Genomic DNA, 25,921 nt, shown 5'->3' on the forward strand with positions numbered 1-25,921 from the left:
TTAACACAACTAATTGTCAACCTGATAAAAAAATGAGTTTACTATAATCCAAAAGGTACAGGCGGTTAAAATTCTTTAAAAAATGATATAATTTAGTAAAATTTAGCGGGAGAAAGGAAAATAAAAATGATCAATTACAATGGCCGAAAATTTGTTTCTATAGAAAATACAGCTAATGGAGAAGTATCTTCCAAGACTTTTTTTACTTATAAACAAGAAGGACAGATTATCTCAGCAACTTATAGTGGGGGCGATATTATCCAAGGTACTTTGATTGGCATCGCAAAAGAGGATGGCTGCCTTGAGTTTAGATACAACCACGTGAACAACAAGCATGAAATTAGAGGCGGAAAATGCATTTCTGCCCCTGAAGTTCTACCAGACGGGCGAATTAGACTGTACGAGAAGTGGCAATGGTTAGATGCTGACGCTGCTGAAGGAAGTTCCGTTATTGAAGAAACGGTCAATTAAAAGGGTCCAGCTTATAACAGAAAGGCAGGGGTAAGATGAATAACCTATTTCAAGCAGCTCAATTCAGTTCATACAAAAGCTTAAAGGATCTATTTGAGACAAACATCACTGTAAGCAGCATTGCAGAATCTATACAGTTTTGTGAAGAGGAAGATGATGCCATCTCCATTAAGGAAGAAATGTTCAGAACTCATTTTGATGTACTGGGTGTAAAAAGAGGCAATGAGATCGCCGGCTTTATTGAACGTGATACATTGTCGGCCGGCCCTGTAAAGGAATATATGAAAAGCTTTACCTCAAAGGATCTGATTTCTGATTCTACGCCTCTCATTCATCTGCTTCATATATTAAAGAACAGCAGACGTGTTTTCATCCTTGAGAAAGCCAGGGTAACCAAGCTTGTTACGTATTCTGATTTGCAAAAAGCGCCCGTAAGAATGATTATTTTTGGCTATATTACTTTATTGGAAATGAAGCTTGGTGAAATCATTACTATTCACTATCCTGGTCAGAGCTGGAAAAAGCTTATAAGCCCGGGAAGATTGGAAAAAGCCGTGGAGCTTTATAAGAACAAAGTGGAGAAGAATGAGGACTTAAATTTGGTCGAATGTTTGCAGATTAGCGATAAGCTTGATTTAGTATTCGTGGAGGATGAGAAATTAAGAACCATTTTCTCTGTTCCATCCAAGACAGCCGGAAGAACGATTGCAAAAGAAATCCGCAGCTTGCGGGATGAACTCGCTCATGCAAATGAATTGGGGAATGGACTAGCTTGGATAAAAATTATAGAGGTATTGAAAATAATTGAAGACTTTTTGGAAATCAGTGAAGCTGTATTTTATGAATAAATAAGATCAGATGGACACCGTATTTTAGAACAAAAGAGAAATATGGTGCTTTTATCATTGATAATCTGCAAAGAGCATTAACAAACAATGCCTTTCTATTGATTGTAAGCAATTGTTCCTTAGTAGTATAGGCAAGAAATCAAGGAATATTATGTTAAACCTTTTAATATGAAGGGATCGAAGGCGATTTGAAAACCTGTCCAGTTTAGGGCAGGTTTTTTTATGAAGGCTCTTTTCTAAAAGATTGTTGTTTTGAACAGGGGGATAAGAGATAACCAAGGTTGGTTGATTGGAGCGGAAGGTGCGAGACTCCAGCGGGAGGAGTGGGACAGGTGAGACCCCACAGGTGCTGCGCGCCGAGGAGACTCACCGCCCGCCCCGCGGAAAGCGAGCATCCTGGAGCGGAAATCAACCGTTAATCTCTTATTATAGCAACAAAGTTTGCGAAAACAGCCTTAATTTAATTCATGTTTATTTTTCAACAAAATAAATCAAAATAAGTGGGTAATAAAAAAACGATAGAGGGGGTTTTTTCCGTGTCAAAGAAAAATAATACACCATCAGGTCAAGTGGACCAGAAGAAATTAGTAGAAGACAAAGTGGAAGCTGCCAGAAAAAACAACTTTGAAGAGGATCATGTACGAAGAGTGACCTCTAATGGTGCACAAGGACAATAACTCTTTAGGTAGTTAGCGAGCTCAATTCGTTTTTACCCTTTTGTATCGCCAAAGGAAGTGTTGGCGGTACAATTTTTTTAATATAAATACAAGTTGACAGGTCGGAATAGTAGGTAATATAATGTATCTAATAATTTTTTTGAGGGAGGAACAATGTGATGAGAGAATTTTACCCAGTTATGGACGGTGCGGAGTCATTTTATTTAGAAGGCAATGAGGTCGGTCTCTTACTCACACATGGTTTTCTTGGGACTCCCCAGAGTGTCCGTTATTTAGGAGAGTCATTTGCAAAGCTTGGGTATTCGGTTTTTGCCCCAAGGCTTAAAGGCCATGGCACCCATTATAAGGATATGGAAAAGACGACCCATCAGGAATGGTTTGCTGAAATGGAAAAGGGTTATCTATTTTTAAAAGAACGGTGTTCAGCTGTCTATGTAGCGGGACAATCGATGGGCGGTGCCCTTGCCCTTTGGCTGGCGAAAAAATATCCTGAAATAAAGGGCCTGGTATTAATAAATGCTGCCTTAAAAGTACCCTCCTATGACGATCTTATTGGAAAGACAAGTCCGCGATATCTAAATGAGGGAACACCTGATATTAAACGTGAAGGGGTAAAGGAAGTAACGTACGGGAAAGTTTCCATTCGCTCGATTCATGAATTGCAGGAGATAATGGCAAAAACCTCCGCCATTTTGCCCGCTATTAAAAATCCGGTGCTTTGCTTTAAATCCATTGAAGATCATGTGGTTCCTGCAGCATGTACGGATTACATTGCTGAGCATATTGGATCTGATCAGAAGGAAGTTGTACCGCTTCACAACTCCTATCATGTTGCATCAATGGATTATGATAAGGAGAAAATTATTGAAAAGACGCACAAGTATATTCAGAAAATGCGAATAGAAGTTTTTACTTAAAGCAACCGGCTTGTCCTTTTTATGGCAGGCTTTTTTTGTAGGTGAAAATTAATCGTACAGATGAACTTTATATAATATCGGTCACTGAGACGGATTTGCTTTTCTAAATATCCTCACCGCTCTGTTTGAATTTAATCAGCGTGTGAATAACCAGCTCGAGATGGGAGTTTGTTGAATATGGCGGATCTGGTATTCAGGGTAGCATTCATTCCTTTCTTAATTGTAAAATAATACTATATTGTTCCTGATAAAATCGGGCTGAAAATGGCAAGCTCCATTATTTATTTTTTTAACAGAGGGAGGGATGGCTTATGAATGTATCTGAATCAAAGAGTCTGAGAATCAAGCAGATCCACTTTTTAAATGGATCCCTGCTGTTTTTCTTAACAATTGGTTACTTTGTAACGAGTTTCATAGATATCACATTCACCCAAATGTTTCTTTTCCTCGGAGTTATCATATTGATTCAAGCTATTGTGGGATGGGTAAAACGCAATTCCACTAAATCCTTCTTTTCAGTCGTTGAGCAGATTGCCATATACGAAAAAGAAAGAATGGGCAGTGAATGGGAAAAACAGCGGAAGTCTAGGAGTATTTGGAGTTTTATCATGAGTGTCTTACTATTTTTTAATGCATACGTTCTGAATCGAACAGGTGAATTTGTTAAATTTGATCTTACTTATCTATTTTTTCTTGCTGCAGGCATGCTGGTGGTCATGAACATAAGCTATATTCTGCATAGCCGGAAGGTGGATGATGCCCGAGCCAAATCTGATTTTAAGGGATATACCAGGAAAATGAATCTTAAGAGCATTGTGATAGGCAGTTTATTTGGAATCATCCTATTTATATTTACCATAGTTTATGTCATGTCGGGGTATTAATAATAGCTTGTCCTATTATAAGGGCATGTTTTTTTCTATAGAAAGATCAAAAGCACGGATAAATCCTTTTGGGGACGGATTTATAAGATAGATAAAGCTTTTTAAGCTGCCTAAATCCACTATCAAGGCTGGATTAGATTTGAAACTTAATACCCGTACCTTCGTATAAAGGAATAAATCACGTTTTTGCAGAATATAACACTCATCATTTACGGGGAATGAGATGATCGGATGAAAACGAAGAATAAATTGTCTCGCATGTATAAAGTGCTTTCTTTGGCATTCCGTATTTTTGTGCAAATTTATTGGTATAAGTGGACACGGAAGCCTGAGACACAATGGGAACAGCTGTGGTCCAGCATTGGGAAAAGAGTTCGGCATACGCTTTTCGAATTGGAAGGGCTGCTTATTAAGGTTGGCCAGTTCATTAGTATTCGTTCTGACCTGCTTCCAGATGCATTTATTAAGGAAATTCAAGATCTGACAGATCAGGTGCCAGCTTCTGAATGGAGCAAGATCCACGGGATTTTGAACAATGAATGGGGATCAGAGCTTTCCAGGAAGGTGCTGGCCATCGAAAAAGATGCCATTGCATCAGCTTCGATTGGAGAGGTTTATAAAGGGGTTCTGCAGGATGGTTCAGCTGTAGCCATCAAGGTTCAGCGTCCGGAGATTCAATCAATCGTGCAGACAGACTTTCGGACTTTAAGCATACTGATTTGGTTTGCAGATCATTTTGTACCGATTCCAAAAGGGTTTATAAATCTGAAGATGCTGTTTCAGGAGTTAAAGCAGGTCATTGAGCGGGAGCTTGATTTTACAAAGGAAAAAGAAACGCTCCTTTATTTTAAGGAACGCTATAAAGACAGGGATATTGTAAGGATTCCTGCCGTTTATCCTGAATTATGCACGTCCAAAGTGCTTGTAATGGAATGGGTGGAAGGAAAAAGGCTCATGGATCAACACGCAGTAGAACAGCTGGAGATATCACGGCAGGGTTTGGCACGCCGTCTCCTGGAAGTGTTTCTGCCGCAATGGCTTGAGCCCGGTATGTTTCATGCCGATCCACATCCAGGCAATGTCCTTGTATCAAGGGAGGGGCGCATTGTTCTCCTTGATTTTGGAATGGCAGGTGAAATCTCCAAAAAGGATGCTGCGGCTTTTCAAAGCTTGATCGAAAGCTTTCTCGCCAAGAACCATTCTAAAGCTGTCGAGTGCTTATCCCAATTAGGATTCTTGCTGCCTGAAGCAAATACAGGAACGATTGAAAAACTTTTGGCTGAATGGACGGCATTTGATTCTGCCCAATTAAAAGAGATGGACTTAGTTGCACTAAAATTGGAACTAAATGATTTAATTGCTGCACTTCCGGTCCAAGTGCCAACCCGATTTGTTTTCCTCGGACGTTCTTTTATCACGATCGAAGGAATTGTTCGAAATCTCGCACCGGAGGAAGAACTGCTTCATTCAGGGAAACCTGTCTTCATGGAATGGCTGAATACACAGGGAAACAAATGGTCCTTTATTTGGAGGGTTATTCAGTCGCAGCCACTATTTAAATTTTTTCACACTGCTGCAGAATTTTTAGACGCACCGCGAAAAATGGAGCAGCTGAAGGAAATCGAGCAGAGAAGAGCGTTTCAATTTACAATCTATGAAAATCGCAAGAAGCAGCTTTTTCAACTAATGATGCTGGGAGCAGCCGGAGCGGGTGCGGGCTACTATTTGACAGACGGGCTGATATTGCAGCTTTCGTTGGGGGTAACGGTATTTGCTGCGGCTGGCTATGGGGTGTTCAGTTATAAGTTGGGAAAATGGCTTAAATATATGCCGGAAAAACGGCGTTAACAGCGGAATTTGCCAGAGTCAGGTATTCTGGCTCTTTTTTTGCATGATGAATCCAGCTGTATATTATGGTAAAATAATTAGTTAAGTCATTAAACTTTTTTTATGGCATCGGCAGAGAAGAAGGGAGTCATCATCGTGCTATATAAATTAAATAAACAACTGGAAAAAATGATGCCGTTGATCACTCCAACAAGTGTGTTTTTTGGTGTTTTGCTGGCTGGGTATCTTAAGGATTATTCCTATATCATTCCATGGGTTTTTGCTTTTATGACGTTTTCCGGCAGTCTAAACTCCAATTTCAGTTCACTAAAACAAATACTTCATCATCCGAAACCGCTCTTTCTCATCGTCTTTACGCTGCATATCCTGATGCCGCTTTTCGCATGGAGCACGGGTCACTTGGCCTTTGGAGATGATCCCTACACCATTACCGGCCTGGTGCTGGCAATGGCGATTCCAACAGGAATTTCGAGTTTCATTTGGGTGTCTATTTATAAAGGAAACATTCCGTTAACGTTATCTATCATATTAATAGATACTTTTTTATCTCCGTTTATTGTTCCGCTGACCCTATCGGTATTTTTTCAGACCACAGTAAACATTGATGTGCTACCGATGATGACTGGACTTTTCTGGATGGTGGTGCTGCCTTCTTTCCTGGGTATGATTTTAAACCAGGTTACGAAAGGGAAGGGTGCTTTAATTTTAAGCAGCCGTCTCGCCCCATTTTCAAAACTGGGAATGGCCATTGTAGTCATGCTTAACGGAGCAGTCGTTGCCCCTAATTTAATAGAGGTTAACTTGAAATTAATCCTAATCGCCATCACTGTCTTTTTTGTTGCCTTCATGGGTTACTTACTATCCTTTATGATCGGTAATCTGTTAAAGTATGACCGTGAAACCACAGTGGCTGTCACATTTAATGGAGGAATGAGGAATATCAGCATAGGTGCAGTAGTGGCGGTCACATATTTTCCGCCGGCCGTTGCCGTTCCGGTCGTACTCGGCATGTTATTTCAGCAAGTACTGGCCTCTCTTTTTGGTGTGATCATCAAGCGGCATTTTAGCAGAGAACTGCTGCAGGAAGGGCATTCCGTTTAATAAGCAATCATCTATCAATTTTCTATTAAGGGGCAGGGAAGGCGGGAAGGAGCCAGGCAAACTGGCTCTTGTTCCGTTCACAGATGAGAAGTAAAATCGGCACAGAAAATTTGGTATTGGCCTCAAAAAAGTGCTATCCGCACATAAATTTTTTTATCCGCACATAAATCCTTGCTTTCCGCATAAAAAATTTTTTTATTTGTAATTAAATGGGAGCTTTCAGCACATAAATAACGATTTTTATCCAAAACAGCCATTTTGCATGCCAAAAAGAAGAACAAATATGCTTTTTTTCGTTATTTTGAATAAAAATAGGGCGAAAATATGATTTATCTATAATTTAAGCGGGTAGAATATCGAGGAGATATGGAGTATTATTAAGCAAATAGGCTTATTTTCGGAATTTGAAATTATCTCGAAAAAAAGTTATAATAAGTCGTTGTTAACATTACTGAGGGGGAAGTTTTTTGTCAATCGAAATAGGCAGTAAAGTACAAGGAAAAGTAACAGGCATTACAAATTTTGGAGCTTTCGTTGAATTGCCTGGAGGTACAACAGGTCTTGTTCACATCAGTGAAGTAGCGGACAGCTATGTTAAAGATGTAAATGACCATTTGAAAGTAGGCGACGAGGTTACTGTAAAGGTGCTTAGTGAGAAGGAAGGGAAAATTGCCCTTTCCATCAAAAAAGCAGTAGACAGACCTGAAGGACAAACTTCATCTTATTCACAGCGCCCTCCGCGCCAGGGAAGAGATGATCGCCGCGGCGGCGGTTCCAGAGATTTCCGGTCAAAGGGAAACTTCAAACCGAAAGAAAGCTTTGAAGATAAGATGGCTAAGTTTTTAAAAGCGAGTGAAGAAAATATTTCTTCATTGAAGCGCAACACTGAATCAAAGCGGGGCGGCCGAGGCGGAAGACGCGGCTAGTCAGCTCCCTTTAGATAAAGGCAAGCCCGTTTACAGGCTTGCCTTCTTTGTCGTTTAGATTTCTATGATGATAGGCAGGATCATGGGCTTCCGTTTTGTTTGGGTAAACAAATACTGGCCCAATGATTTTTTGATGCTTTGCTTGATGACATTCCACTGGCTTTTATCCTGTTCCGGCAGTTCGTTCACTGTTTTTTCGACAAGCCGGTTAATTTCTCTTAACAGGTCTTCTGATTCTCTTGCATACACGAAGCCGCGCGAAATGGTGTCAGGCCTCGAAATCATTTTCCGCTCACTTTTACTCATCGTTAACACAATGACAATCATGCCATCCTCGGAAAGCTGCTTGCGGTCGCGCAGCACAATGCTTCCAATATCTCCAACCCCCACACCATCTACATAGGTATCTCCTGCAGGGATCCTCCGGGTTTGCCGGGCAGCTCCGTTTACGATATCAACAACATCGCCATTTTTTATGATAAAAGTATGGCCTTTTTCCACGCCCACAGACTCCGCCAGCAAACGGTGGTGATGCAGCATTCTGTATTCCCCGTGAATGGGAATAAAATATTTTGGCATCATCAAGGTAAGCATCAGCTTTAAATCCTCCTGGTAGCCATGGCCTGAAACGTGCATGCCCGTAGAGCTTCCGGAACCGTAAATCACTCTTGCGCCAAGCTGGAAGAGGTTATCAATGATTTTCGAAACATCCCGCTCATTTCCTGGAATAGGAGATGCGGCTAAAATAACCGTATCCTCAGGATGAATCTCTGCATCGCGGTAATTTCCAGTTGATAGACGCGATAACGCAGCCATCGGCTCTCCCTGGCTTCCTGTACAAAGAATACATACTTTTTCAGGGGGCAAATGCATGGCTGCTTTAGGGTCGACCAGCATTCCATCGGGAACATTTAAGTACCCGCGCTCAATGGCCACATCCACCACATTCACCATACTGCGGCCAAGCAGCACCAGCTTGCGGTTTGTTTTAATCGCAGCTTCTACCACCTGCTGAACACGGCTCACATTGGAAGCGAAAGTAGAGATGATGATTTTTCGGGGAGCTTTCATGAAGGCCTCTTCAATATTTTCCCCGACTATCTGTTCAGTTGGTGTCGATCCCGTCCGCTCCGCATTGGTGCTTTCAGATAAAAGAGCCAGGACGCCACTTCGGCCAATCTCCGCCATTTTATGAATATCCGAATGCTCCTGATTCACAGGAGTTAAATCAAATTTAAAGTCCCCGGTGTGCACGACACTGCCTTCTGGTGTTTGAAAAACAATTCCGAGGCAATCGGGAATGCTATGGTTTACTTTAAAAAAGCTCACGCCGATTTCGCCAAAGGTGAGATTGGATTCTGAATCGATGCTGACAAGGTCTGAATCTCCAATCAGCCGGTGCTCTGTCAGCTTTAATTCAATCAAACCAAGCGTAAAACGGGTCGCATAAATCGGCATATTAATCTTTTTCAGCAAATAAGGAACCCCGCCGATATGATCTTCATGTCCGTGCGTAACGATCAAAGCGCGGATCTTGTCCCTGTTTTCCTCCAGATAGGTAATATCAGGGATAATTAAATCGATTCCCAGCAAGCTTTCATCCGGAAATTTTCCCCCGGCATCAATCACAATGATATCGTCGCCATATTCAATCACATACATGTTCTTACCAATTTCATTAATGCCGCCAAGAGAAAATATGGATAATTGTTTTCCGTTTGACTTCATATGCAGGTCCTCCCACTCGAATGATTTTTCTTAGCATTCCCGATTAGGGGAGGTTTATAAGAAATTGATTAGATTGGGAGGTCTCTGCAACTATTATTACTTATATTCGCTAACCCTTTCACAAAATATTAAAAAGATAACTTACGTTGAAGTGCTAAAGTTTTTATTGACATAAAAGTCACCAGGATGCATAATATTTCTAATTATATGGAACGCATGAATAAAGAAAAAGTCATGACAGGGAACCAGTAAGTAGAACTCAGGCAAGAAGAGAGCAGGATTCACCGGCTGAAAGATCCTGCAGCCTGCAAAACTATTGAACCTACCCCTAGAGCTGCCTGGAAAACCTGGCCGTTCTCCTGCGTTAAAGGAGTTTTAAAGCGGGCACTCGTGTGTTAAGTGCCAATCAAGGTGGTACCGCGAAAGACAAAGCTCTTCCGTCCTTTTTACAGGGATAGGAGGGCTTTTTTATTTGATTGGGTGGTGGAAAAAGATGAAAAAGAAAAGAATAGTGGTCAAAATAGGAAGCAGTTCACTGACGAATACGAATGGCGGTCTTTGCATTGAGAAGCTTCAGGAGCATGTGGCAGCACTTGCCCAGCTTAAGAAACTCGGGCATGAAGTGATCTTAATTTCATCAGGAGCTGTTGCGGCAGGCTTTGCCGACCTTGGCTATCCGTCGCGCCCGGTAACCATTGCCGGAAAGCAGGCAGCAGCTGCAGTCGGTCAGGGACTTTTGCTGCAGGGTTATACAGAGGAATTTAAAAAACATGGCATTGTTGCCGCGCAATTATTGCTGACTAGACAGAATTTCCTTCATAAGGAGCAATATCAAAATGCCAATGCCACATTGTCTGAGCTTTTGAAGCGTCATGTCCTGCCGATTATCAATGAGAATGATTCTGTTTCAGTGGAAGAATTAGCGTTCGGGGACAATGATATGCTGTCGGCTTTGGTCAGCGGTCTGGTTCAGGCACAGCATTTAATGATCTTGACTGATGTGAATGGCATTTATGATTCAAATCCCCGCAATAACCCACAGGCCAAAAAATACAACTTTATCGCTGAAATTTCGGAGGATATGATGAAGGCTGCTTCGGGATCAGATTCAAAAGTGGGAACCGGCGGGATGGCGACGAAGCTTGAAGCAGCTCGTACAGCATTGGCTTTGGGTGTGCAGGTGTTTATCGGGGTAGGAAGCGGACCAGATAAGCTGGAAGAAATTCTTAATGGAAAAGGGGATGGAACCTATATCGGCAATCCTGCACAGGCGAGTGTAAAGACATCAAAGCAGTGGCTGGCGCTGCATTCAGTTCCAAGCGGAAAAATTGAAGTCGATCAGGGTGCTGCGCAAGCAATTTTAAGACAGGGAAAAAGCCTTCTGCCTGCCGGTGTCACGAACATTACTGGCCATTTTTTGGTTAATGATGTGGTGGAGGTTGTTGGTCCGAAGGGAGATATCATCGGAAGAGGCCAGGTTAATTTTTCATCAGATGAATTAAGCGAGATTAAAGGGCTGCCGAGTGCTGAAGCCATGCAGATTGCCAATAGTCACCGCAGTGTGGTCATCCACCGCGACCAATGGGTAAGCCAACAAAGGAGGGAGACGAGATAATGGAATTAATTCAAAAAGGGGAAAAAGCACAGAAAGCAGCAGCTTTACTGGCGAAAATGACAACCTCGCAGAAAAATCATGCACTTAAGCTGATATCCAGCCAGCTGATGAAGGAGAAGGATTTTATTTTAGAGGAAAATGAAAAGGACCTTGCTGGTGGAAGAGCAAGCGGCATGAATGATTCCTTGCTCGATCGGCTGAGATTGGATGTAGCGAGATTGCAGGATATGGCTGATGCATTGATTCAATTGACAGAACTGAATGATCCCGTTGGAGAGGTTTTGACAGAGTGGGAGCGGCCGAATGGACTTTCGATTTCACAAGTCCGCGTTCCGCTTGGTGTCATCGGCATGATTTATGAAGCGCGTCCCAATGTAACGGTCGATGCATCAAGTTTATGTCTAAAAACCGGAAATGCTGTGATGCTGCGCGGCAGTTCAACGGCGATTCATTCTAATAAAGCCATTGTTAAGGTCATTCATCATGCATTAGAAAAAAGCGATCTCCCTGTTGATGCAGTCCAGCTGATTGAGGATACCAGCCGGGAAACAGCGTCCCAAATGTTCAAGCTGAATGAATATCTTGATGTGCTGATTCCGCGCGGCGGTGCAAAGCTGATTAAAACAGTCGTGGAAAACTCGACCGTGCCTGTTTTGGAAACAGGTGCAGGCAACTGCCATGTTTTTATTGATGAAAGTGCTGATAAGGAGATGGCCATTAACATTGCGCTTAATGCGAAAACACAGCGTCCGTCAGTGTGCAATGCATGTGAGACGATTCTGGTTCAAAAAGAATGGGGAGCCTTGCCTGAGCTTGTGGCTGCCCTGCAGGAAAAAGGAGTATCCATTCATGGTGATGAGAGAGTTCAGGGAAAGCGGATCATTCCGGCCACCGAAGAAGACTGGGCGACAGAATATCTTGGCTTGGAAGTCGCTTTAAAAGTGGTGAACAATGTAGATGAGGCCATTTCGCATATTAACCGGTACGGTACCAAGCACTCTGAAGCCATCGTGTCTTCTAACCTGGAGAATGTTGATAGATTCTTAAATGAAGTAGACGCTGCCGCCGTTTATCACAATGCCTCAACCCGCTTCACAGATGGATTCGAGTTCGGATTCGGCGCGGAAATCGGCATCAGTACCCAGAAGCTCCATGCCCGCGGACCAATGGGACTGCAGGCCTTAACATCGACCAAGTATATCATCAAGGGGAACGGGCAAGTGAAGTAAATGCCTTTTGCTTTTTAGAAAAAAGTATTGGCTGTGGCAAATAGAAGAGCTAGAGAGGTAGAATCATTATTAAAATTTTATAATGCGGTTAAAATTTTTAATGCAGACATATAATTTCGCAGCTTGTAAGAAATGTTTCCAGGCTGGTAGTGAGGATATGGACATATATTTGCCTTTTAACGGATTTTTTTTAACATTAGGTCTAGGGTCAAGATTGATTTCTCTTCTGGGCCTTTTCGTTTTGGCTCTTTTCGTAAAAAGTTTGTTGCTTTTCAACTGCTAACTAAGTTTAACCAACTGAGTTGATTGTAGCGTAGGGCGCTTGACTCCTGCGGGAAGTGAGGGAAGTGAGAGACCCCACAGGCGAAGCCGAGGAGGCTCTCATTCCTCCCCGCGGAAAGCAAGTGCCTGGAGCGGAAATCAACGGGCAAAGTTTGTAGTGAAACAAATCTATTAAAAACAGTCTTTCTAAAAGGTTGTAGATAGTTAATAAAGAAGTTGAATGGAACTGAAGGTGCTAATCCTGCGAAAATGCATTTGCATTTCCTTCGTGAGTTGATTATTTGAGGTTGATTATTAAAAGCCCTGCGGGAGCTGCGGGACAGGTGAGACCCCACAGGCGCTGAGCATCCTGCAGCGGAAATCAACAGGCCCATTTTACAGAGCCTTGCAATAAAGCTTAAAGAAGTCTCTCCTATTTTTATTGGTGTGTCCTATAAATGAATGGTAAGATAAATTCAGGTGAATGTGATGAAGATAAAAACGTTATTTATTGCTCCTTATCCCGCTATGATTCCTTTAATAGAGGAATGCAGAGGAAAAGAAGATGATTTGGATATTAAAATTGAAATTGGAAATCTAAGAGATGCTCTTCCATATGTAAAAAATGCTGAGACAGATGGTACTGAAATGATTATCAGCCGCGGCGGTACAGCAAAACTTATTGAGCAGGAGACAAATATTCCTGTTATTGATGTCCAGTTATCCGGATATGATATGCTCCGCGTGTTAACGCTGGCCAATGATTTTCCAGGCAAAAAGGCCATTGTGGGGTTCTCAAACATTACGCTCGGTGCAAAAACGATAACTGATATTCTGGAGATCGGAATTGAGGTCTTCACGGTAGCGAAGGAAGAGGAAGTTGAATCACTGGTCTTTGATCTGAAATCCAAGGGCTTTGAACTAATTATGGGTGATGTGGTTACAGTAGAAGCCGCAGCTAAATTTGGGCTTGAGGGAATTCTTATTCAGTCAGGCAGAGAAGCTATTTTTGATGCGTTTTATAAAGTGGAGTCGGTATATCATTCTTTTAGAAAAAAGCAAATGGAAAACGAGCTACTTAAGACACTCCTTAAGGTAAACACAGAAAACATTTTAGTAACAGACAGCCAGGGAGAAAAAGTATTTGAGCAATGGAATACTTTCTCCTCGCCTCCGATCCAAATCAGCCAGTTAGGAGCCTTGGTTCATCGGAGAGAGAGCCCTGACTCTGTTGTGACAATGAAGGGCACAAATGGAGAAGATCTAAAAATAAGGGTTTGTCATTTGAAAATAGGAGAGGATAGCTTTACTCAGTTCCTTATTTCAGAGCTTGAAAGTGAGAAACAGGCTTCTTCTAACCTGAAGATCGAGGCGGTGCCGCAGCTGCCTATGATCATTCAAGAAAGTGAGGCCATGAAGGATTGTCTGGCGTCAGTTTCTGCAGGCAGTTCCCGCAATTTTTGGGTTTTAATTGGATCCGCGGGTACAGGAAAAGGTTTAATAGCGCGGTATATTCATTACTTAAGATACCAGGGAAACGGGTTATTCGCGTCCATCCATGCAGAGGAAAATGTGAAGATGCCTGTTGCATTTGATGAAGACACCCGAACCATTTTTATTGATGGCGCCGAAGAAATCTCACTCAAAGAACGGGCAGAATTGCTAAAGCAATGTAAACAATGGACTCAGGAGGGAAAAGATGTCATTCTTTCCCTTTATGGTGAAACTGAAGATTTTCATGCCATCATTTTTGATGACGAAGTGAATCGTGTCTATATCCCTTCATTAACCGAACGCAAGGAGGATATTAGACCAATGACTGCTTATTTTATCGCAGGATTTCATCAGCAATTAGGAACATCTGCTATAAAGATTAAGGAAGAAGCCTTTGAACTTTTGGAACAATATCACTGGCCCGGGAACGCTGCAGAATTAAAAACCTTTCTGTATGACGTTGTAAAAGCTGAAAAGGAATATACGATTCGGAAGGATTCAGTTGCTAAGCAGCTGGAACGAAAGCAGCAGCGTCCAGCTCAATTTGAAGAAGGATTGTTATCGGGGACTCTTGATCAAATTGAAAAACGTATTATTGAAGCCGTGATGGAAGAGGAAAACCAAAATCAAACAAAGGTGTCTAAACGGCTTGGCATCAACCGTTCTACATTATGGAGGAAGCTGAAACAATAATGTTCAGCTTCTTTTTTATGGAGTTATAACTAATGAATTAATGGAATTGTCCAGATATAATTGTTTTAAAATGCAACAATTTTAAGAGTGATAAAAAATACCAAACTATCACCCTGAAAAAAGTGTTGAATTTTGCATTGAAAGCGTTTAATATAAAACTGTAATCGTTTTCAGTAATGTTTAAAATTGAAACATAAATAAAGGGGATGTTAAAATTATGAAGATCAAAGCAACTCTTGAGCGAATTCCTGGCGGCATGATGGTTGTGCCGTTGCTAATTGCAGCAATACTAAATACCTTTGCTCCTAATTTACTTCGCATAGGTAACTTCACTGAAGCACTGTTTGTAAACGGTGCCTCTACGTTAATTGCTTTATTCCTATTATGTACTGGTGCTCAAATTAACGTGAAATCTTTTGGGGTTTCAGTTGGAAAAGGGGCAACTCTTTTAGCCACTAAATGGGTAGTTGGTGCGGCCTTTGGTTTAATCGCTTACATGTTCGCAGGCGAGAATGGGTTATGGCTGGGATTGGCCCCGATTGCGATCATTGCCGCCATGACAAACAGTAATGGAGGCTTGTTCGTTGCACTTGTAGGACAGTACGGAAGCAAGGAAGACCGCGCAGCCTATTCACTGCTTGCTCTAAATGACGGACCTTTCTTGACAATGGTAGCCCTATCGATCTTTGGTGCAATGGGCTTTGTTGATGGAATGTTCTCATTTCAATCATTTATCGCTGTATTGCTTCCCATTTTAGTTGGGATGGTTTTAGGTAACTTGGATGAAGAAATGCGCGTGTTCCTTGATAAAGGAAGTTCCATGCTAATTCCTTTCTTCGCTTTTGCCCTGGGTATGGGAATTGACTTTGGTGCAATTGTTGAAGGCGGATTATCAGGTATTATTCTTGGTCTATTAACCGTATTCGTAACAGGTACTGCTGGATATCTAGTGTTCAAAGCGCTTAAGTGGAACCCAATCGTAGGTGCAGCTGAAGGGTCAACTGCCGGAAATGCTGTAGCAACACCAGCGGCCATTGCGGCAGCAAGTGCAGGTTTTGCTCAGTATGCGGACCTGGCGACAGTCCAAGTAGCGGCATCCACTGTTACAACAGCGATCCTGCTTCCTCTATATATAGCGTTCCTGGTTAAACGTCTAGAGAGAAAAGGCTACGAATTTAAAGAAGGTAACATAATGAAAGTTAATGGCTAAGGATGTGGTTCTTGTGTTGAAAAAATTTGGCATCATTGCGGATGATTTAACGGGTGCAAATGATTCAGGAGTACAGCTGGCGAAAAAAGGGCTGACTGCAACTGTGGTAATGGATATTACAGAGAAAAATATACAATCCAATCCTGACGTCTTAATTGTTGATACCGATAGCCGCGCTAAAACACAGGAAGAAGCATATGAAGCAGTGGAAAAAGCTGCTTCTCTTCTTTTTGAACAGGGCTATGGCCATGTTTATAAAAAGGTGGATTCAACATTGAGAGGAAATATTCCCGCAGAGCTTGCAGCGCTTGAAAAGGTATATCTTCCAGACATCATCGTGATTGCTCCGGCATTTCCAAAAATGAATCGAACGACGGTTTCAGGCCATCACTATGTAAATGGCGTACTGATCACTGACACAGAATTTGGAAGAGATCCGAAGACACCTGTAACGGAAAGCTATTTGCCTGATATGTTAAAAAAACGTGCAGGAAAAGATTCAGCTTTGCTTGACCTTCAATTGCTTCGCGGTGAAAAAAACCTGATTTTAGAATTTATTGAAAAAGCCATTTCTGAGGGGAAAAAGTGGATTGTGTGCGACAGTGAAAGGGAAGAGGATCTGCAAGCAATCGCTGAGATTTTCTCAAGTTTGCAGAAAAAAATCATATGGACTGGATCTGGCGCTTTAGTTGAATATTTACCGGAAGCACTTGAACTAACTTCCCAGTGCGAAAGTGATCAGGTCGAAGTAACCGTTGAAAAAACTCTAACGATCTCTGGAAGTTTATCTCAGGTAACAAAAAAACAGCTTTCGCAAATAAAAGAACTTGAACAGTCCTATTTTGCAGAAATCGATCCTGTTCAATTGGTGAATAATACAATTGATATGAAAGAATTCATTGGCGGCATGAAACAGAACTTGGATAAAGACCATTTTGTTGTCTATGTGGATTCATCTGATCGAAATCGCCAGGCAGCAAGGGCAGCCGGTGAAGCACTTTGTTTATCGGGAAAAGAGATAGGCGAAAGAATTGCCACAGGACTGGGGCAAATTGCAAACGAACTGGTAACTCGCTTCCCGGAAATGAACGGACTGATTTTAACAGGCGGAGATATAGCAAAAGCAGCTTGTCTGGAATTGGGTATACATGAAATGGAGCTTCATTCGGAAGTGGAACCGGGACTTCCTTTTGGACGATTGTGCAGTAAGGATAAAAATTATTGGGCAGTAACAAAAGCCGGCGGATTTGGAAACGAGCAATCCCTGGTGAACGCTATACATTACATGACAAGAAAGGTTGAGTACAATGAGTCAAACTAAACCAGTAGTAGGCATCACAATGGGGGACGCAGCAGGTGTCGGACCGGAAATTATTTTAAAAAGCCTTGCATACGCTGAAATGTATGAAATCAGCAACCCGCTTGTCATTGGTGATCGTAAAATTCTGGAGCGTGCTAAGTCTTTTGTTAACAGCGAGCTTCATATTGAAGCAGTAAAGGCAGAGCAGCTGGATGAGCTCTCCTATAAACATGGGGTTGTACATTGCCTTGATTTAAACCTTCTGCCTGCCGATCTTCCAATTGGCCAGGTATCTCCGGAAGCCGGACATGCTGCTTTTGAATACTTGGCAACAGCGATCGAAATGGCGAAGGAAAACCGTATCGATGCTATCTGTACAGCACCTTTAAACAAAGAAGCATTGCAAAAGGGCGGCCATATGTATCCGGGCCATACAGAAATTTTAGCGGATTTGACCAATACAAAAGATTATTCCATGATGCTTTCTGCACCGAACTTAAGGGTCATCCATGTGACAACACATGTTGGCATCCTTGATGCTGTTAAAATGATTAACCCTGAAAGAGTCTACCATGTCCTTAAGCTGGCACATGACACGCTGAAAAAAGCAGGGATCGAATCACCTAAAATCGCTGTTTGCGGAATCAATCCTCATGCAGGTGAAAATGGCCTGTTTGGATATGGGGAAGAGGAAGAAAAAGTAGTACCTGGTGTGGAAAAAGCACAGGCAGAAGGCATTCATGCAATCGGGCCGCTTCCAGCAGATACACTGTTTTTTAGAGCTGTCCGCGGAGACTTTGATATTGTTGTAGCGATGTACCACGATCAAGGCCATGGACCTGTTAAAGTTTTAGGTTTGGATGCAGGTGTGAATATCACAGTTGGGCTGCCGATCATCCGTACAAGTGTGGACCACGGTACAGCCTTTGATATTGCTGGAAAAGGGATAGCAGACGAAAAAAGCTTAATGGAAGCGATGCGTCAGGCAGTAGAACTCGCTCCTAAGAAGTAATCGGATTTTAAAGAAACCCATCCATTTTGGATGGGTTTTTCGTATACCTTTGGGAGTTGGCGCAATAGTTTGCGTAAGTGATATAATGGTATAAAAGTCTGTTTTTTACGGTGATAATAGTGTTTTATTTTTCTTTAATGGCTCTTTTTTGCCTATTGGCTGTTTTGTTTATCGTATCCAGAAAAATGTATATCAGTACCTCGACCATGGCAGCTGTAATGGCTCTAGGGATTGTGACCCAGGGTGTATTGCTGAATTTTTTTGGTGTCTCTTTCTTTTTGAGCGGATTTGGCAAACTGCTTAGCATGTTGGATTTGGCTTTGTGGATAGCCTTTCTATTTTCTTTTAGCATGACGATTATAAAAGGGGAATTTAAAAATATCCACTATGCCAATCCGATTAATCGATTTGGCATAGGAACCTGGGTGGGAGGGACCTCTATTTGCGGAATCATTGTTTTTAAGCAATTTGGGAGTAGTTTTTTGGTTGATACTCTTGCCTTTTTGAATGTTGGGTTATGGATGTATTATGTGGGAATCAGCATTAAAAGTATTTTTGAGATCTTAAGTTCTGGAATGATCAACCGCGTTCACGGAATCTTGCTTCTAACTACAGTAAGCACACAATCTCTCGTTCTTCTATTTAATACTATTAACGATCATGTACCTGCATACATGAATGGCCTACTCATCATAGTTGGGTTTAGTTTTTATATCATTAGTGCCTTGTGCTTGTTCAAGCGCTATTCAACAAGCCATTGGTCAGTGACTGAAGATTGGAATAATACGAATTGTATTCTTCATGGGGCATTATCCATAACCGGGCTTGCCATGATTAAGTCCGGTCTGGTAAGCGGGCAAACGGCGGCGGGGTTCTGGATAGGTACTTTGATTGTTTTCCTATTTGTCGAATCCATTGAAAGCATAAGGTTAATGAAACGGATCAGGCTCTATGGCTTAAAAAAAGGTGTCTTCACGTATGATGTCACCCAATGGAGCCGGATTTTTACTTTTGCCATGTTCTTTACCTTTACCTATTTTATCGAAAGCAACACTCTATTAAGTATGAAGGAAGCTGTTTTACATCTGGGAATTTGGATGATCCTTGCACTTTTCCTAATCGAGCTATTTCTGAGTTTACAAAACTTAAAGAAAAGCCCCAATCAAACTACTGGTCAAATCTCGAATGAAAGCAATTCATCTATGTGAAAAAGACCCTTCCCGCTATTTAACCGGGCAGGTTCTTTTTATTTGGAGGGGATTTTTTCAGAATTTATATTCTTCTAGGTGATTTGATGCTAATATAATAGGAAAATGATAAAAAAGGACTTAATGAACTTTATGAGGAATCGAATGGGTCAAATTTTACTTGTGCTTATTTCTATATTGTTTACTTCCTATCAATCCATTTTTTCTGGTAAAGCATTTGTAACGATCGACTTTTTCATCTTCACCGTCATTGCCTGGTTTGTAGGATGGCAATTTGACAAAAGCAGATACTATGGGAAAAAAGCCAGAGAAAGTGAAAATAGCTATAAATTGTTATTGGAATCCATGCCGGTTGCCGTTCTTATACATAAGGATTTTAACATTTTATATGCAAATTCGGATGCCGTTTCTATGCTTGGAGTTGAAAAGAAGGACCAATTAATCGGAAGGCCGATTATGGACTTTATTGAACCTGATTATTTATCCCGCTTTCAGGAGAGATACCGGCACATAAAAACAGAAAAAAACCTCCTGAACGATACAGAATATAGGATTAAGCGGTTAGATGGAAAAATGAGATATGTTGAGGTTTCTTCCTTATATGTAGATTTTGAAGGGAACCAGGCTGTGCTATCCATAGGGACAGATATTTCTGATAAAAAAGAGCAAACAGAAAAGCTTCTTCAAAAATCAGAGAAAACTGCGCTACTGGGTCAAATGGCTGCTGGCATCGCACATGAAATCCGAAATCCGCTAACTTCGATTAAAGGCTTTGTACAGCTTTTTAAGTCCAGCAGCCAAAAAGAAGAATACTTTGATATTGTGCTATCAGAACTGGACCGGATAAATGAAATTGTTGGTGAATTTCTTGTATTGGCCAAACCGACGGCAGATATCTTTTCAGCCCAAAATATAAGAATACTAATCAGCGAAGTAATTACGCTGAGCAATACCCAATCAATCATGAACAATGTCCAAATCTTTGCTGAATATGATGAGGAATTGCCATTGATCCTTTGTGAAAAAAACCAGCTAAAACAAGTCTTTCTTAACATCATTAAAAATGCGCTAGAAGCTATGCCTGCTGGCGGACAAATAGAAATCAAAGTTAAGAAAAAAACAGACGGCACCGTTTCCATTCAATTTACTGATCAGGGCGTTGGCATTCCAGAAGACCGAATTTCAAGCCTTGGTGAACCTTTTTATACCACAAAAGAGAAGGGCACTGGGCTGGGTCTCATGATTTGCTATAAAATAATCGAAAACCATAATGGCCGCTTGACAATAGACAGCGAAGTGGGGAAAGGGACAAAAATTGAAATTGTTTTGCCTGGGGAGCAGCGGTCTTTCAATGATGGGAATGCGATACAAGTTCAAATTTAACAAGATAGTAAATTTATAAAATCGGTTAAGGAAATACAAAATCAAGCGTCTAATCCTGCTGTGGAGCTAGCAACACAGTTTGGGGCAGGCGCTTTATTTGTATATTCGTCATGTTCCAGAATCTCTCTTTGTTACATATTTCCACTAAAATAGCAGAAGATAATAAAAAGTCAAAGAGAAACAATTGAGGAAGAACCTAATGGATAATTTTCATTCGACCAATAAGGAACGCCGATTTAAGGCACATGTAAGTGCTTTTGGAACTACTCAGCTGCATTTGCGAAATCCTTATATTATTGCTTGGTGGTCAGCTGCATTTCCTGGATTTGGCCATCTCCTTTTATCGAAATATTTAAGAGGGTATGCACTTTTCCTCTGGGAAATTCTCGTTAATAGTATGGCTAAATTAAATCTCGCTATGGTTTATTCTTTTACCGGGAAATTTGAGATGACCAAGGAGGTTCTGGAACCAAGATGGCTCCTATTGTACATTCCTGTGTATATTTTTGCGATCTGGGACAGCTATCGAACTTCGGTTGATATGAACAAGGTATTCATGCTGGCTGAACGGGAAAATGCATCTTTTAATTCGTATGCAATCGGTGCATTTGAAATTAATTACTTAGATAAACGAAGACCCATTATGGCTGTATTATGGTCACTTTTTACGCCAGGACTGGGTCAGCTTTATATTCACCGTGTATTGACTGCGATCTTCACTATGGGCTTTATGGTGGTTTTTGTCTATTTTTCTAAAGTATTAGTCGCTATTCAGCTGCTTTTTTTAGGAGATGTTAGCCAAGCTACGAAGGTGATTGACCCGCAATGGTTTATGTTTATCCCTTCACATTTTGGATTTTCCATATATGATTCTTACGTGAATACAGTAGAAAACAATAAACTATTCGAGGGAGAACAAAGAAAGTATCTTAGAGAACATTATCAGCAGTATCGTGTCAAAATCCCGGAAAACAGCCGTTGAGGTGAAAAAAACTTGCAGATCTTTTCCACTTTTGAGCACTCAGGGTATCTGGAGTTAGCCATTACACATATAGAAAAAATAGGGATTACAAAGGAGAAGATTCTTGCAGTCCCACTGATTAATCGAGTCGAAGAAAGAAGGCTATTTGATACGCTTCATCGGGCAGATGGAATTAGTTTGTTTGATAAGGGTGCAGCTTTAGGAACTGCTTTTTCTGTAGTTGGTGCTAGTGTTGGTTTCATTTTGGACTGGGGTCCGGTTATTTGGGGTTTAATTGGAGCGGCAGCTGGCTTTATTCTTGGTTTTATCATCGATTATATTATTTTTAAAGTCGTACATAAAAGAACTGGGGTTGTAAAAGGAAAAAGTTCAGAAGTCGTGTTAGTGATTGAGTGCCCAAATGAGCTAGCAGAAAAAGTAGAAGAAATATTGTGGCAGCATTTGGCCTTAGGAGTGGCAAGAGTAACAGGTTGATCAGTGCCTTTAGGAGGAAGATCCAAAGTCCAAGAGCTGGGTATCGGAATTATGAAATTAAAAAAGGGCTTAGATTAAATTCTAAACCCTTTTCTAATTGTATTTAAATGCGTTCCCTTTTCATTAGGCTCTTTTCGTTTCCTATAGGCCTTTCGTACGGATTTCCAATTAGGAACTTTTCCTGAGTATAGGACAAGTTTGGTTCCGGGAAGGCTGAAGGTAAGGAGGCGATGTATAAATGGGTACCTTTGAAGTGTTATCTCTGATGATCAGTTTCGGTATGTTTGTAATCGCCATGCTTCAATTTACAGATAGAGACAGGGATTCTTGAACACGCTGCCTAAGCGTGTTTTTTCTTCTTCCGTGCCTTCATTATTTTGAAAGCTCCTCGTATTCCTCTTTTATTTCTTTAGCGGTTTTGTCGATTTCTTCTCCCCAATGGTCATTGACCGTATTGAACACGATGTTGCCTTTGGTATCCATTAAGGCGTATCCTCTGAAAGCGGTGTCGCCATTTTTCATATCCGTCCGTTCAATCAATTCCATATTAGGATCTGATACGAATGGAAGACTGTGGCCCATTTCTTCTTCAAGCGCATTATATAGCTCAAGCTGCTGCTCGGGCTGATCATTGCTGACGATATACATGTTCACGTCCATGCCTTCTAATTTACCCATGTTCTGATGCAACTCGACCAGTTGCTGCTGGCAGAGTCCTCAGGTGTAGGTGGTGATAAAAAAGAAAAGAGCTGGCTTGTCCTGCGGAAAAGTCACTTCATTGCTGTTCTGATCCTTTAAGGTAATCGGATCTTCGGCCTGATCCTGGCCGCAGGCCGTCAGGACAAGAAGAACGATTGCCATTAAAAGCATAAGTTTTCTTCGCATAATATCTCCATTTCCTTGTAAAGTTTTATGTAAATGCTCTTATCATTATGGCAATCTTTTTAACATTTCTCAACTAAGATGCCTTTTACCTTAAGGGTAAAGAGGGTACTTGACTAGATATAAATAGAAGGTAATTTGTAAAGGCTCTTCTGGTTGTTATTAAATGGATTTTGCAAATAAAAAAATCGATGAATATATTTGGTTGATTGGAGCGCAAGGTGCGAGACTCCAGCGGCAGGAGTGGAACAGGTGAGACCCCACAGGCATTGTGCGCCGAGGATGCTCACCGCCCGCCCCGCGGAAGCTTGAGCATCCTGGTGCGGAAATCAACCACTCCTCACTACTAATTTAAAAAGCAACAAAGATTGCGAAAACAGCCTTTGTAATAGGTAATAGAAACTTGATCCAAAATTCCTCAAATTTAGTTCAATCGCAGAACCTTCACACTTTTTTCGCGAAGAGGATTAGCATGATTCTTGTGATAATTTTAACTAGAAATACAAGCAGAACAGAGTGAAACCATTTCCAGCTTTCTTGGAATTGCAGTGTATTCGTTTTCTTTTCAAGGAAGATTTCATAAAGTCCTTGAGGCAAGCTGAATAATATAAGTTTTTTCAGAATTTCTGGAAAGCTGGCTTTCAAGGTGGACTGGCAATACCAAATGGATAAATAGGGGCAGACAAAAAAGTCATAGGCAATATTTATTTTTGTCAGACGAGGAAATAGCCTGATCGGATATTTCACTTTCCCTGTTCTGACAAGGACACTGTCGAAAAAATAATTGACCAGGCAGCTGGCTAAAAATAATGGCAGCCACGTTTTAGCAGAAGGTTTTTTAAACAAGGTAGGAAAAGATAGGATTCCAAAAATAATGCCGGCTATCACGATTATACGTGCAGTCATAACAAACACACTCCTTATCATAAGAGTGTGCGTTTTTGGGCTTATTTATTACAATGGGTTATGTAAATGATGGGATTCTCTAGAGGATGTATTTGCTTCGCTGTACTTTATAGATTAGCTGATCGAGCTTTTCACTGTACATGAGCGTTTCTGGATGTGACAATCCCTTTCTTTTTCCTACAGAAATCATCTTTTTGCGCAGATCATCGATTTCAATATGAAGTTTTTTAATAGTAGTCGAAGTCGTGGTCATATATTCGGCTCCTAATCCGGGATTGATAAATTACTATATTCTATTATCGACAAATTAACCAGCAAATAAACGGATTCGACAAAACTTATAAAAACATTACATTTTTCAACAACAGAAGCCATTTGGTAAGGATGCACTAGGACCTTTTGTTTGTATTAATATTCTTGTAATCTATTATTCTTCCACATTTTACAATAAGTTATAACCGGCTTAACACTTCATCTCTATTCTTAATGTGTAGCAAATTAAGAGACGGGAGATGGGGAATTTGAAGAAGAAAATGATTTCAGTAATTGGTACAGTTGTAATTGGGCTTAGTGCTACTGTTGGGGGAGGAGCGGTGATGGCAAAAGATAAGTATAAAGAAATCGTGAATGTTTCGCACCGCGGGGCGTCTGCTTATGCACCAGAACATACATTGCCTTCCTACGAAATGGGTGAAAAAATGCATGGTAATTATATCGAAATTGACCTGCAAATGACGAAAGATGGACAGCTCATTGCGATGCATGATGTGAAGCTTGACCGCACTACAAATGGTACGGGGCTCGTAAAAGATTTTACCCTTGAAGAAATCCGGGAGCTGGATGCAGGCAGCTGGTTTAATGAAAAATATCCGTCATTTGCTAAACCGGAATATGAAGGGTTAAAGGTGCCAACACTTGAGGAGGTTTTTCAGAAGTTCGGCAAAAATAAGAGCTATTACATAGAAACAAAGTCGCCGGATGTGTACCCAGGCATGGAAAAAGAGCTTATCCGCCTTGTCGACAAGTATGATATTAACAAAGAAAAACTTCTTGTTCAGTCATTCAGTGCTGAAAGCCTAAAAGTGACGCATGATTTAGATCCATCTATTAAACTTGTTCAATTAATCTCTTATAAAACGAATGCAGCGATTACCGACGCAGAAATTGAGGAAATAAAGCAATATGCAATGGGTGTTGGACCGAACCATACTTACCTGAATGAAGTATATGTACAAAAGGTCGTGAACAGCGGACTTGAATTGCACCCTTACACAGTCAATGAAAAGGAAAGAATGAAGCAGCTAATTGACTGGGGAGTAACGGGTATGTTTACAAACTATCCTGATTTGCTTCATGAAGTGAAGAAAGGGAAATAATAGAGAATGGCCCCGGGGATTTTTCTCCGGGGTTATTGGCACTTAAATAGTGCTTATGAGAAAGAGTTCCAGTCTTATAGGTCCAGGAAGTTGCAAATAAAATACACAGAATATAAGCTCCTTCGCGGTATAAAAGTATGAAACTCTTTTCCCAACACCATAATAGTGTAAAATTGATATAGCAAAGTTTTAAAAAGGGCTTGAACAAGTTTTTTTAAAGTGATATGATTTTTTTGAAGTTAAGTTCATAAATCTGTCACATTTTGATTTGAGATAGCGAACCTGTCGTCGGTTAAAGTGTCACAAGATATGAAAACGATTAACTGTTGGTCCTTAAGTAGCGAATCCTGCTTGATCCTAACCGTCAATCTTTCTTCTGCACACACAAAAGTGTGAATGCCGGAGAGATTGGCGGTTTTTTTATTTCAAGAAACTTTTCCTGTAATCGTTTTACATACATAACCACAGGGATTGAGCTTCACAAGGTTCTTTTTAA

At 41.0% G+C, this 25,921-nt stretch carries 24 protein-coding genes and 1 pseudogene; 20 read left to right on the forward strand and 5 right to left on the reverse strand.

Annotation, left to right across the window (positions count from 1 at the left end; all coding sequences use genetic code 11):
* The first annotated feature begins 126 nt into the window (after nucleotides 1-126).
* The 8 genes from J7I93_RS00425 to J7I93_RS00460 all read left to right on the forward strand — a co-directional run bounded on the left by J7I93_RS00425 (nucleotide 127) and on the right by J7I93_RS00460 (nucleotide 7,672).
* On the forward strand, nucleotides 127-471 hold the full coding sequence (locus J7I93_RS00425; protein WP_214722463.1) for an avidin-fold protein: 345 nt from the start codon (nucleotides 127-129) through the stop codon (nucleotides 469-471).
* A 35-nt stretch (nucleotides 472-506) separates the two neighbouring features.
* Nucleotides 507-1,319, forward strand: coding sequence for a hypothetical protein (locus J7I93_RS00430; RefSeq protein WP_214722464.1), 813 nt, complete (start codon nucleotides 507-509; stop codon nucleotides 1,317-1,319).
* 536 nt (nucleotides 1,320-1,855) lie between these two features.
* Complete coding sequence (locus J7I93_RS00435; protein WP_214722465.1) at nucleotides 1,856-1,996, forward strand: hypothetical protein; 141 nt, start codon at nucleotides 1,856-1,858, stop codon at nucleotides 1,994-1,996.
* 158 nt (nucleotides 1,997-2,154) lie between these two features.
* Nucleotides 2,155-2,913 carry an alpha/beta hydrolase gene (locus tag J7I93_RS00440; protein ID WP_214722466.1) on the forward strand — a complete coding sequence of 253 codons (759 nt, stop codon included), beginning with the start codon at nucleotides 2,155-2,157 and terminating at the stop codon, nucleotides 2,911-2,913.
* A 311-nt stretch (nucleotides 2,914-3,224) separates the two neighbouring features.
* Nucleotides 3,225-3,797: a hypothetical protein gene (locus J7I93_RS00445; protein ID WP_214722467.1), complete on the forward strand. Its 573-nt coding sequence runs from the start codon at nucleotides 3,225-3,227 to the stop codon at nucleotides 3,795-3,797.
* Between the two features lie 231 nt (nucleotides 3,798-4,028).
* Nucleotides 4,029-5,645, forward strand: coding sequence for an ABC1 kinase family protein (locus J7I93_RS00450; RefSeq protein WP_214722468.1), 1,617 nt, complete (start codon nucleotides 4,029-4,031; stop codon nucleotides 5,643-5,645).
* 135 nt (nucleotides 5,646-5,780) lie between these two features.
* On the forward strand, nucleotides 5,781-6,746 hold the full coding sequence (locus J7I93_RS00455) for a bile acid:sodium symporter family protein (RefSeq protein WP_214722469.1): 966 nt from the start codon (nucleotides 5,781-5,783) through the stop codon (nucleotides 6,744-6,746).
* 467 nt (nucleotides 6,747-7,213) lie between these two features.
* Nucleotides 7,214-7,672 (forward strand): S1 domain-containing RNA-binding protein, encoded by a 459-nt coding sequence (locus J7I93_RS00460; protein WP_214722470.1) that lies wholly within the window; start codon nucleotides 7,214-7,216, stop codon nucleotides 7,670-7,672.
* Between the two features lie 54 nt (nucleotides 7,673-7,726).
* Here the strand turns inward: J7I93_RS00460 and J7I93_RS00465 are convergent, their stop codons facing one another.
* Nucleotides 7,727-9,400 (reverse strand): ribonuclease J, encoded by a 1,674-nt coding sequence (locus J7I93_RS00465; RefSeq protein WP_214722471.1) that lies wholly within the window; start codon nucleotides 9,398-9,400, stop codon nucleotides 7,727-7,729.
* Between the two features lie 493 nt (nucleotides 9,401-9,893).
* Between J7I93_RS00465 and proB the strand changes: the two genes are divergently transcribed.
* From proB to J7I93_RS25005, 11 genes are all read left to right on the forward strand, one after another.
* Nucleotides 9,894-11,015, forward strand: a complete 1,122-nt coding sequence (gene proB, locus J7I93_RS00470; RefSeq protein WP_214722472.1) for a glutamate 5-kinase — start codon at nucleotides 9,894-9,896, stop codon at nucleotides 11,013-11,015.
* Nucleotides 11,015-12,244 (forward strand): glutamate-5-semialdehyde dehydrogenase, encoded by a 1,230-nt coding sequence (locus J7I93_RS00475; RefSeq protein WP_251025668.1) that lies wholly within the window; start codon nucleotides 11,015-11,017, stop codon nucleotides 12,242-12,244. The genes proB and J7I93_RS00475 overlap by 1 nt, the downstream gene beginning before the upstream one ends.
* 750 nt (nucleotides 12,245-12,994) lie before the next feature.
* Nucleotides 12,995-14,692 carry a sigma-54-dependent Fis family transcriptional regulator gene (locus J7I93_RS00480; RefSeq protein ID WP_214722473.1) on the forward strand — a complete coding sequence of 566 codons (1,698 nt, stop codon included), beginning with the start codon at nucleotides 12,995-12,997 and terminating at the stop codon, nucleotides 14,690-14,692.
* A 217-nt stretch (nucleotides 14,693-14,909) separates the two neighbouring features.
* On the forward strand, nucleotides 14,910-15,902 hold the full coding sequence (locus J7I93_RS00485) for a 2-keto-3-deoxygluconate permease (protein ID WP_214722474.1): 993 nt from the start codon (nucleotides 14,910-14,912) through the stop codon (nucleotides 15,900-15,902).
* 13 nt (nucleotides 15,903-15,915) lie between these two features.
* On the forward strand, nucleotides 15,916-17,223 hold the full coding sequence (locus tag J7I93_RS00490; protein WP_214722475.1) for a four-carbon acid sugar kinase family protein: 1,308 nt from the start codon (nucleotides 15,916-15,918) through the stop codon (nucleotides 17,221-17,223).
* Entirely contained in the window at nucleotides 17,210-18,214 is a 1,005-nt protein-coding gene (gene pdxA, locus J7I93_RS00495; RefSeq protein WP_214722476.1) for a 4-hydroxythreonine-4-phosphate dehydrogenase PdxA, read from the forward strand. The genes J7I93_RS00490 and pdxA overlap by 14 nt, the downstream gene beginning before the upstream one ends.
* Before the next feature lie 119 nt (nucleotides 18,215-18,333).
* Complete coding sequence (locus tag J7I93_RS00500; protein WP_214987763.1) at nucleotides 18,334-19,422, forward strand: TDT family transporter; 1,089 nt, start codon at nucleotides 18,334-18,336, stop codon at nucleotides 19,420-19,422.
* 144 nt (nucleotides 19,423-19,566) lie between these two features.
* Nucleotides 19,567-20,805, forward strand: a complete 1,239-nt coding sequence (locus J7I93_RS00505) for an ATP-binding protein (RefSeq protein ID WP_214987765.1) — start codon at nucleotides 19,567-19,569, stop codon at nucleotides 20,803-20,805.
* Nucleotides 20,806-21,004: 199 nt separating this feature from the next.
* Nucleotides 21,005-21,787 carry a hypothetical protein gene (locus J7I93_RS00510; RefSeq protein ID WP_214722479.1) on the forward strand — a complete coding sequence of 261 codons (783 nt, stop codon included), beginning with the start codon at nucleotides 21,005-21,007 and terminating at the stop codon, nucleotides 21,785-21,787.
* Nucleotides 21,788-21,799: 12 nt separating this feature from the next.
* Entirely contained in the window at nucleotides 21,800-22,261 is a 462-nt protein-coding gene (locus tag J7I93_RS00515) for a hypothetical protein (protein ID WP_214722480.1), read from the forward strand.
* Nucleotides 22,262-22,499: 238 nt separating this feature from the next.
* Nucleotides 22,500-22,592: a putative holin-like toxin gene (locus J7I93_RS25005; RefSeq protein WP_222500599.1), complete on the forward strand. Its 93-nt coding sequence runs from the start codon at nucleotides 22,500-22,502 to the stop codon at nucleotides 22,590-22,592.
* A 41-nt stretch (nucleotides 22,593-22,633) separates the two neighbouring features.
* On the opposite strand, the pseudogene J7I93_RS00520 reads toward J7I93_RS25005, so the two are convergent.
* From J7I93_RS00520 to J7I93_RS00535, 4 genes and pseudogenes are all read right to left on the reverse strand, one after another.
* Nucleotides 22,634-22,963, reverse strand: a pseudogene (locus J7I93_RS00520) (thioredoxin domain-containing protein); the annotation flags it as partial.
* A gap of 15 nt (nucleotides 22,964-22,978) precedes the next feature.
* Nucleotides 22,979-23,146, reverse strand: coding sequence for a hypothetical protein (locus J7I93_RS00525; RefSeq protein ID WP_214722482.1), 168 nt, complete (start codon nucleotides 23,144-23,146; stop codon nucleotides 22,979-22,981).
* A gap of 441 nt (nucleotides 23,147-23,587) precedes the next feature.
* A complete protein-coding gene (locus J7I93_RS00530; RefSeq protein WP_214722483.1) occupies nucleotides 23,588-24,049 on the reverse strand; it encodes a CBO0543 family protein in 462 nt (153 codons plus the stop codon).
* 79 nt (nucleotides 24,050-24,128) lie between these two features.
* Nucleotides 24,129-24,302 (reverse strand): aspartyl-phosphate phosphatase Spo0E family protein, encoded by a 174-nt coding sequence (locus tag J7I93_RS00535; protein ID WP_214722484.1) that lies wholly within the window; start codon nucleotides 24,300-24,302, stop codon nucleotides 24,129-24,131.
* A 268-nt stretch (nucleotides 24,303-24,570) separates the two neighbouring features.
* On the opposite strand from J7I93_RS00535, the gene J7I93_RS00540 reads away from it, so the two are divergent.
* Nucleotides 24,571-25,425: a glycerophosphodiester phosphodiesterase gene (locus J7I93_RS00540; protein ID WP_214987768.1), complete on the forward strand. Its 855-nt coding sequence runs from the start codon at nucleotides 24,571-24,573 to the stop codon at nucleotides 25,423-25,425.
* Nucleotides 25,426-25,921 lie beyond the last annotated feature (496 nt).

Source organism: Bacillus sp. ISL-47 (assembly GCF_018613175.1).
In the GTDB taxonomy this organism is placed as follows: domain Bacteria; phylum Bacillota; class Bacilli; order Bacillales; family Cytobacillaceae; genus Cytobacillus.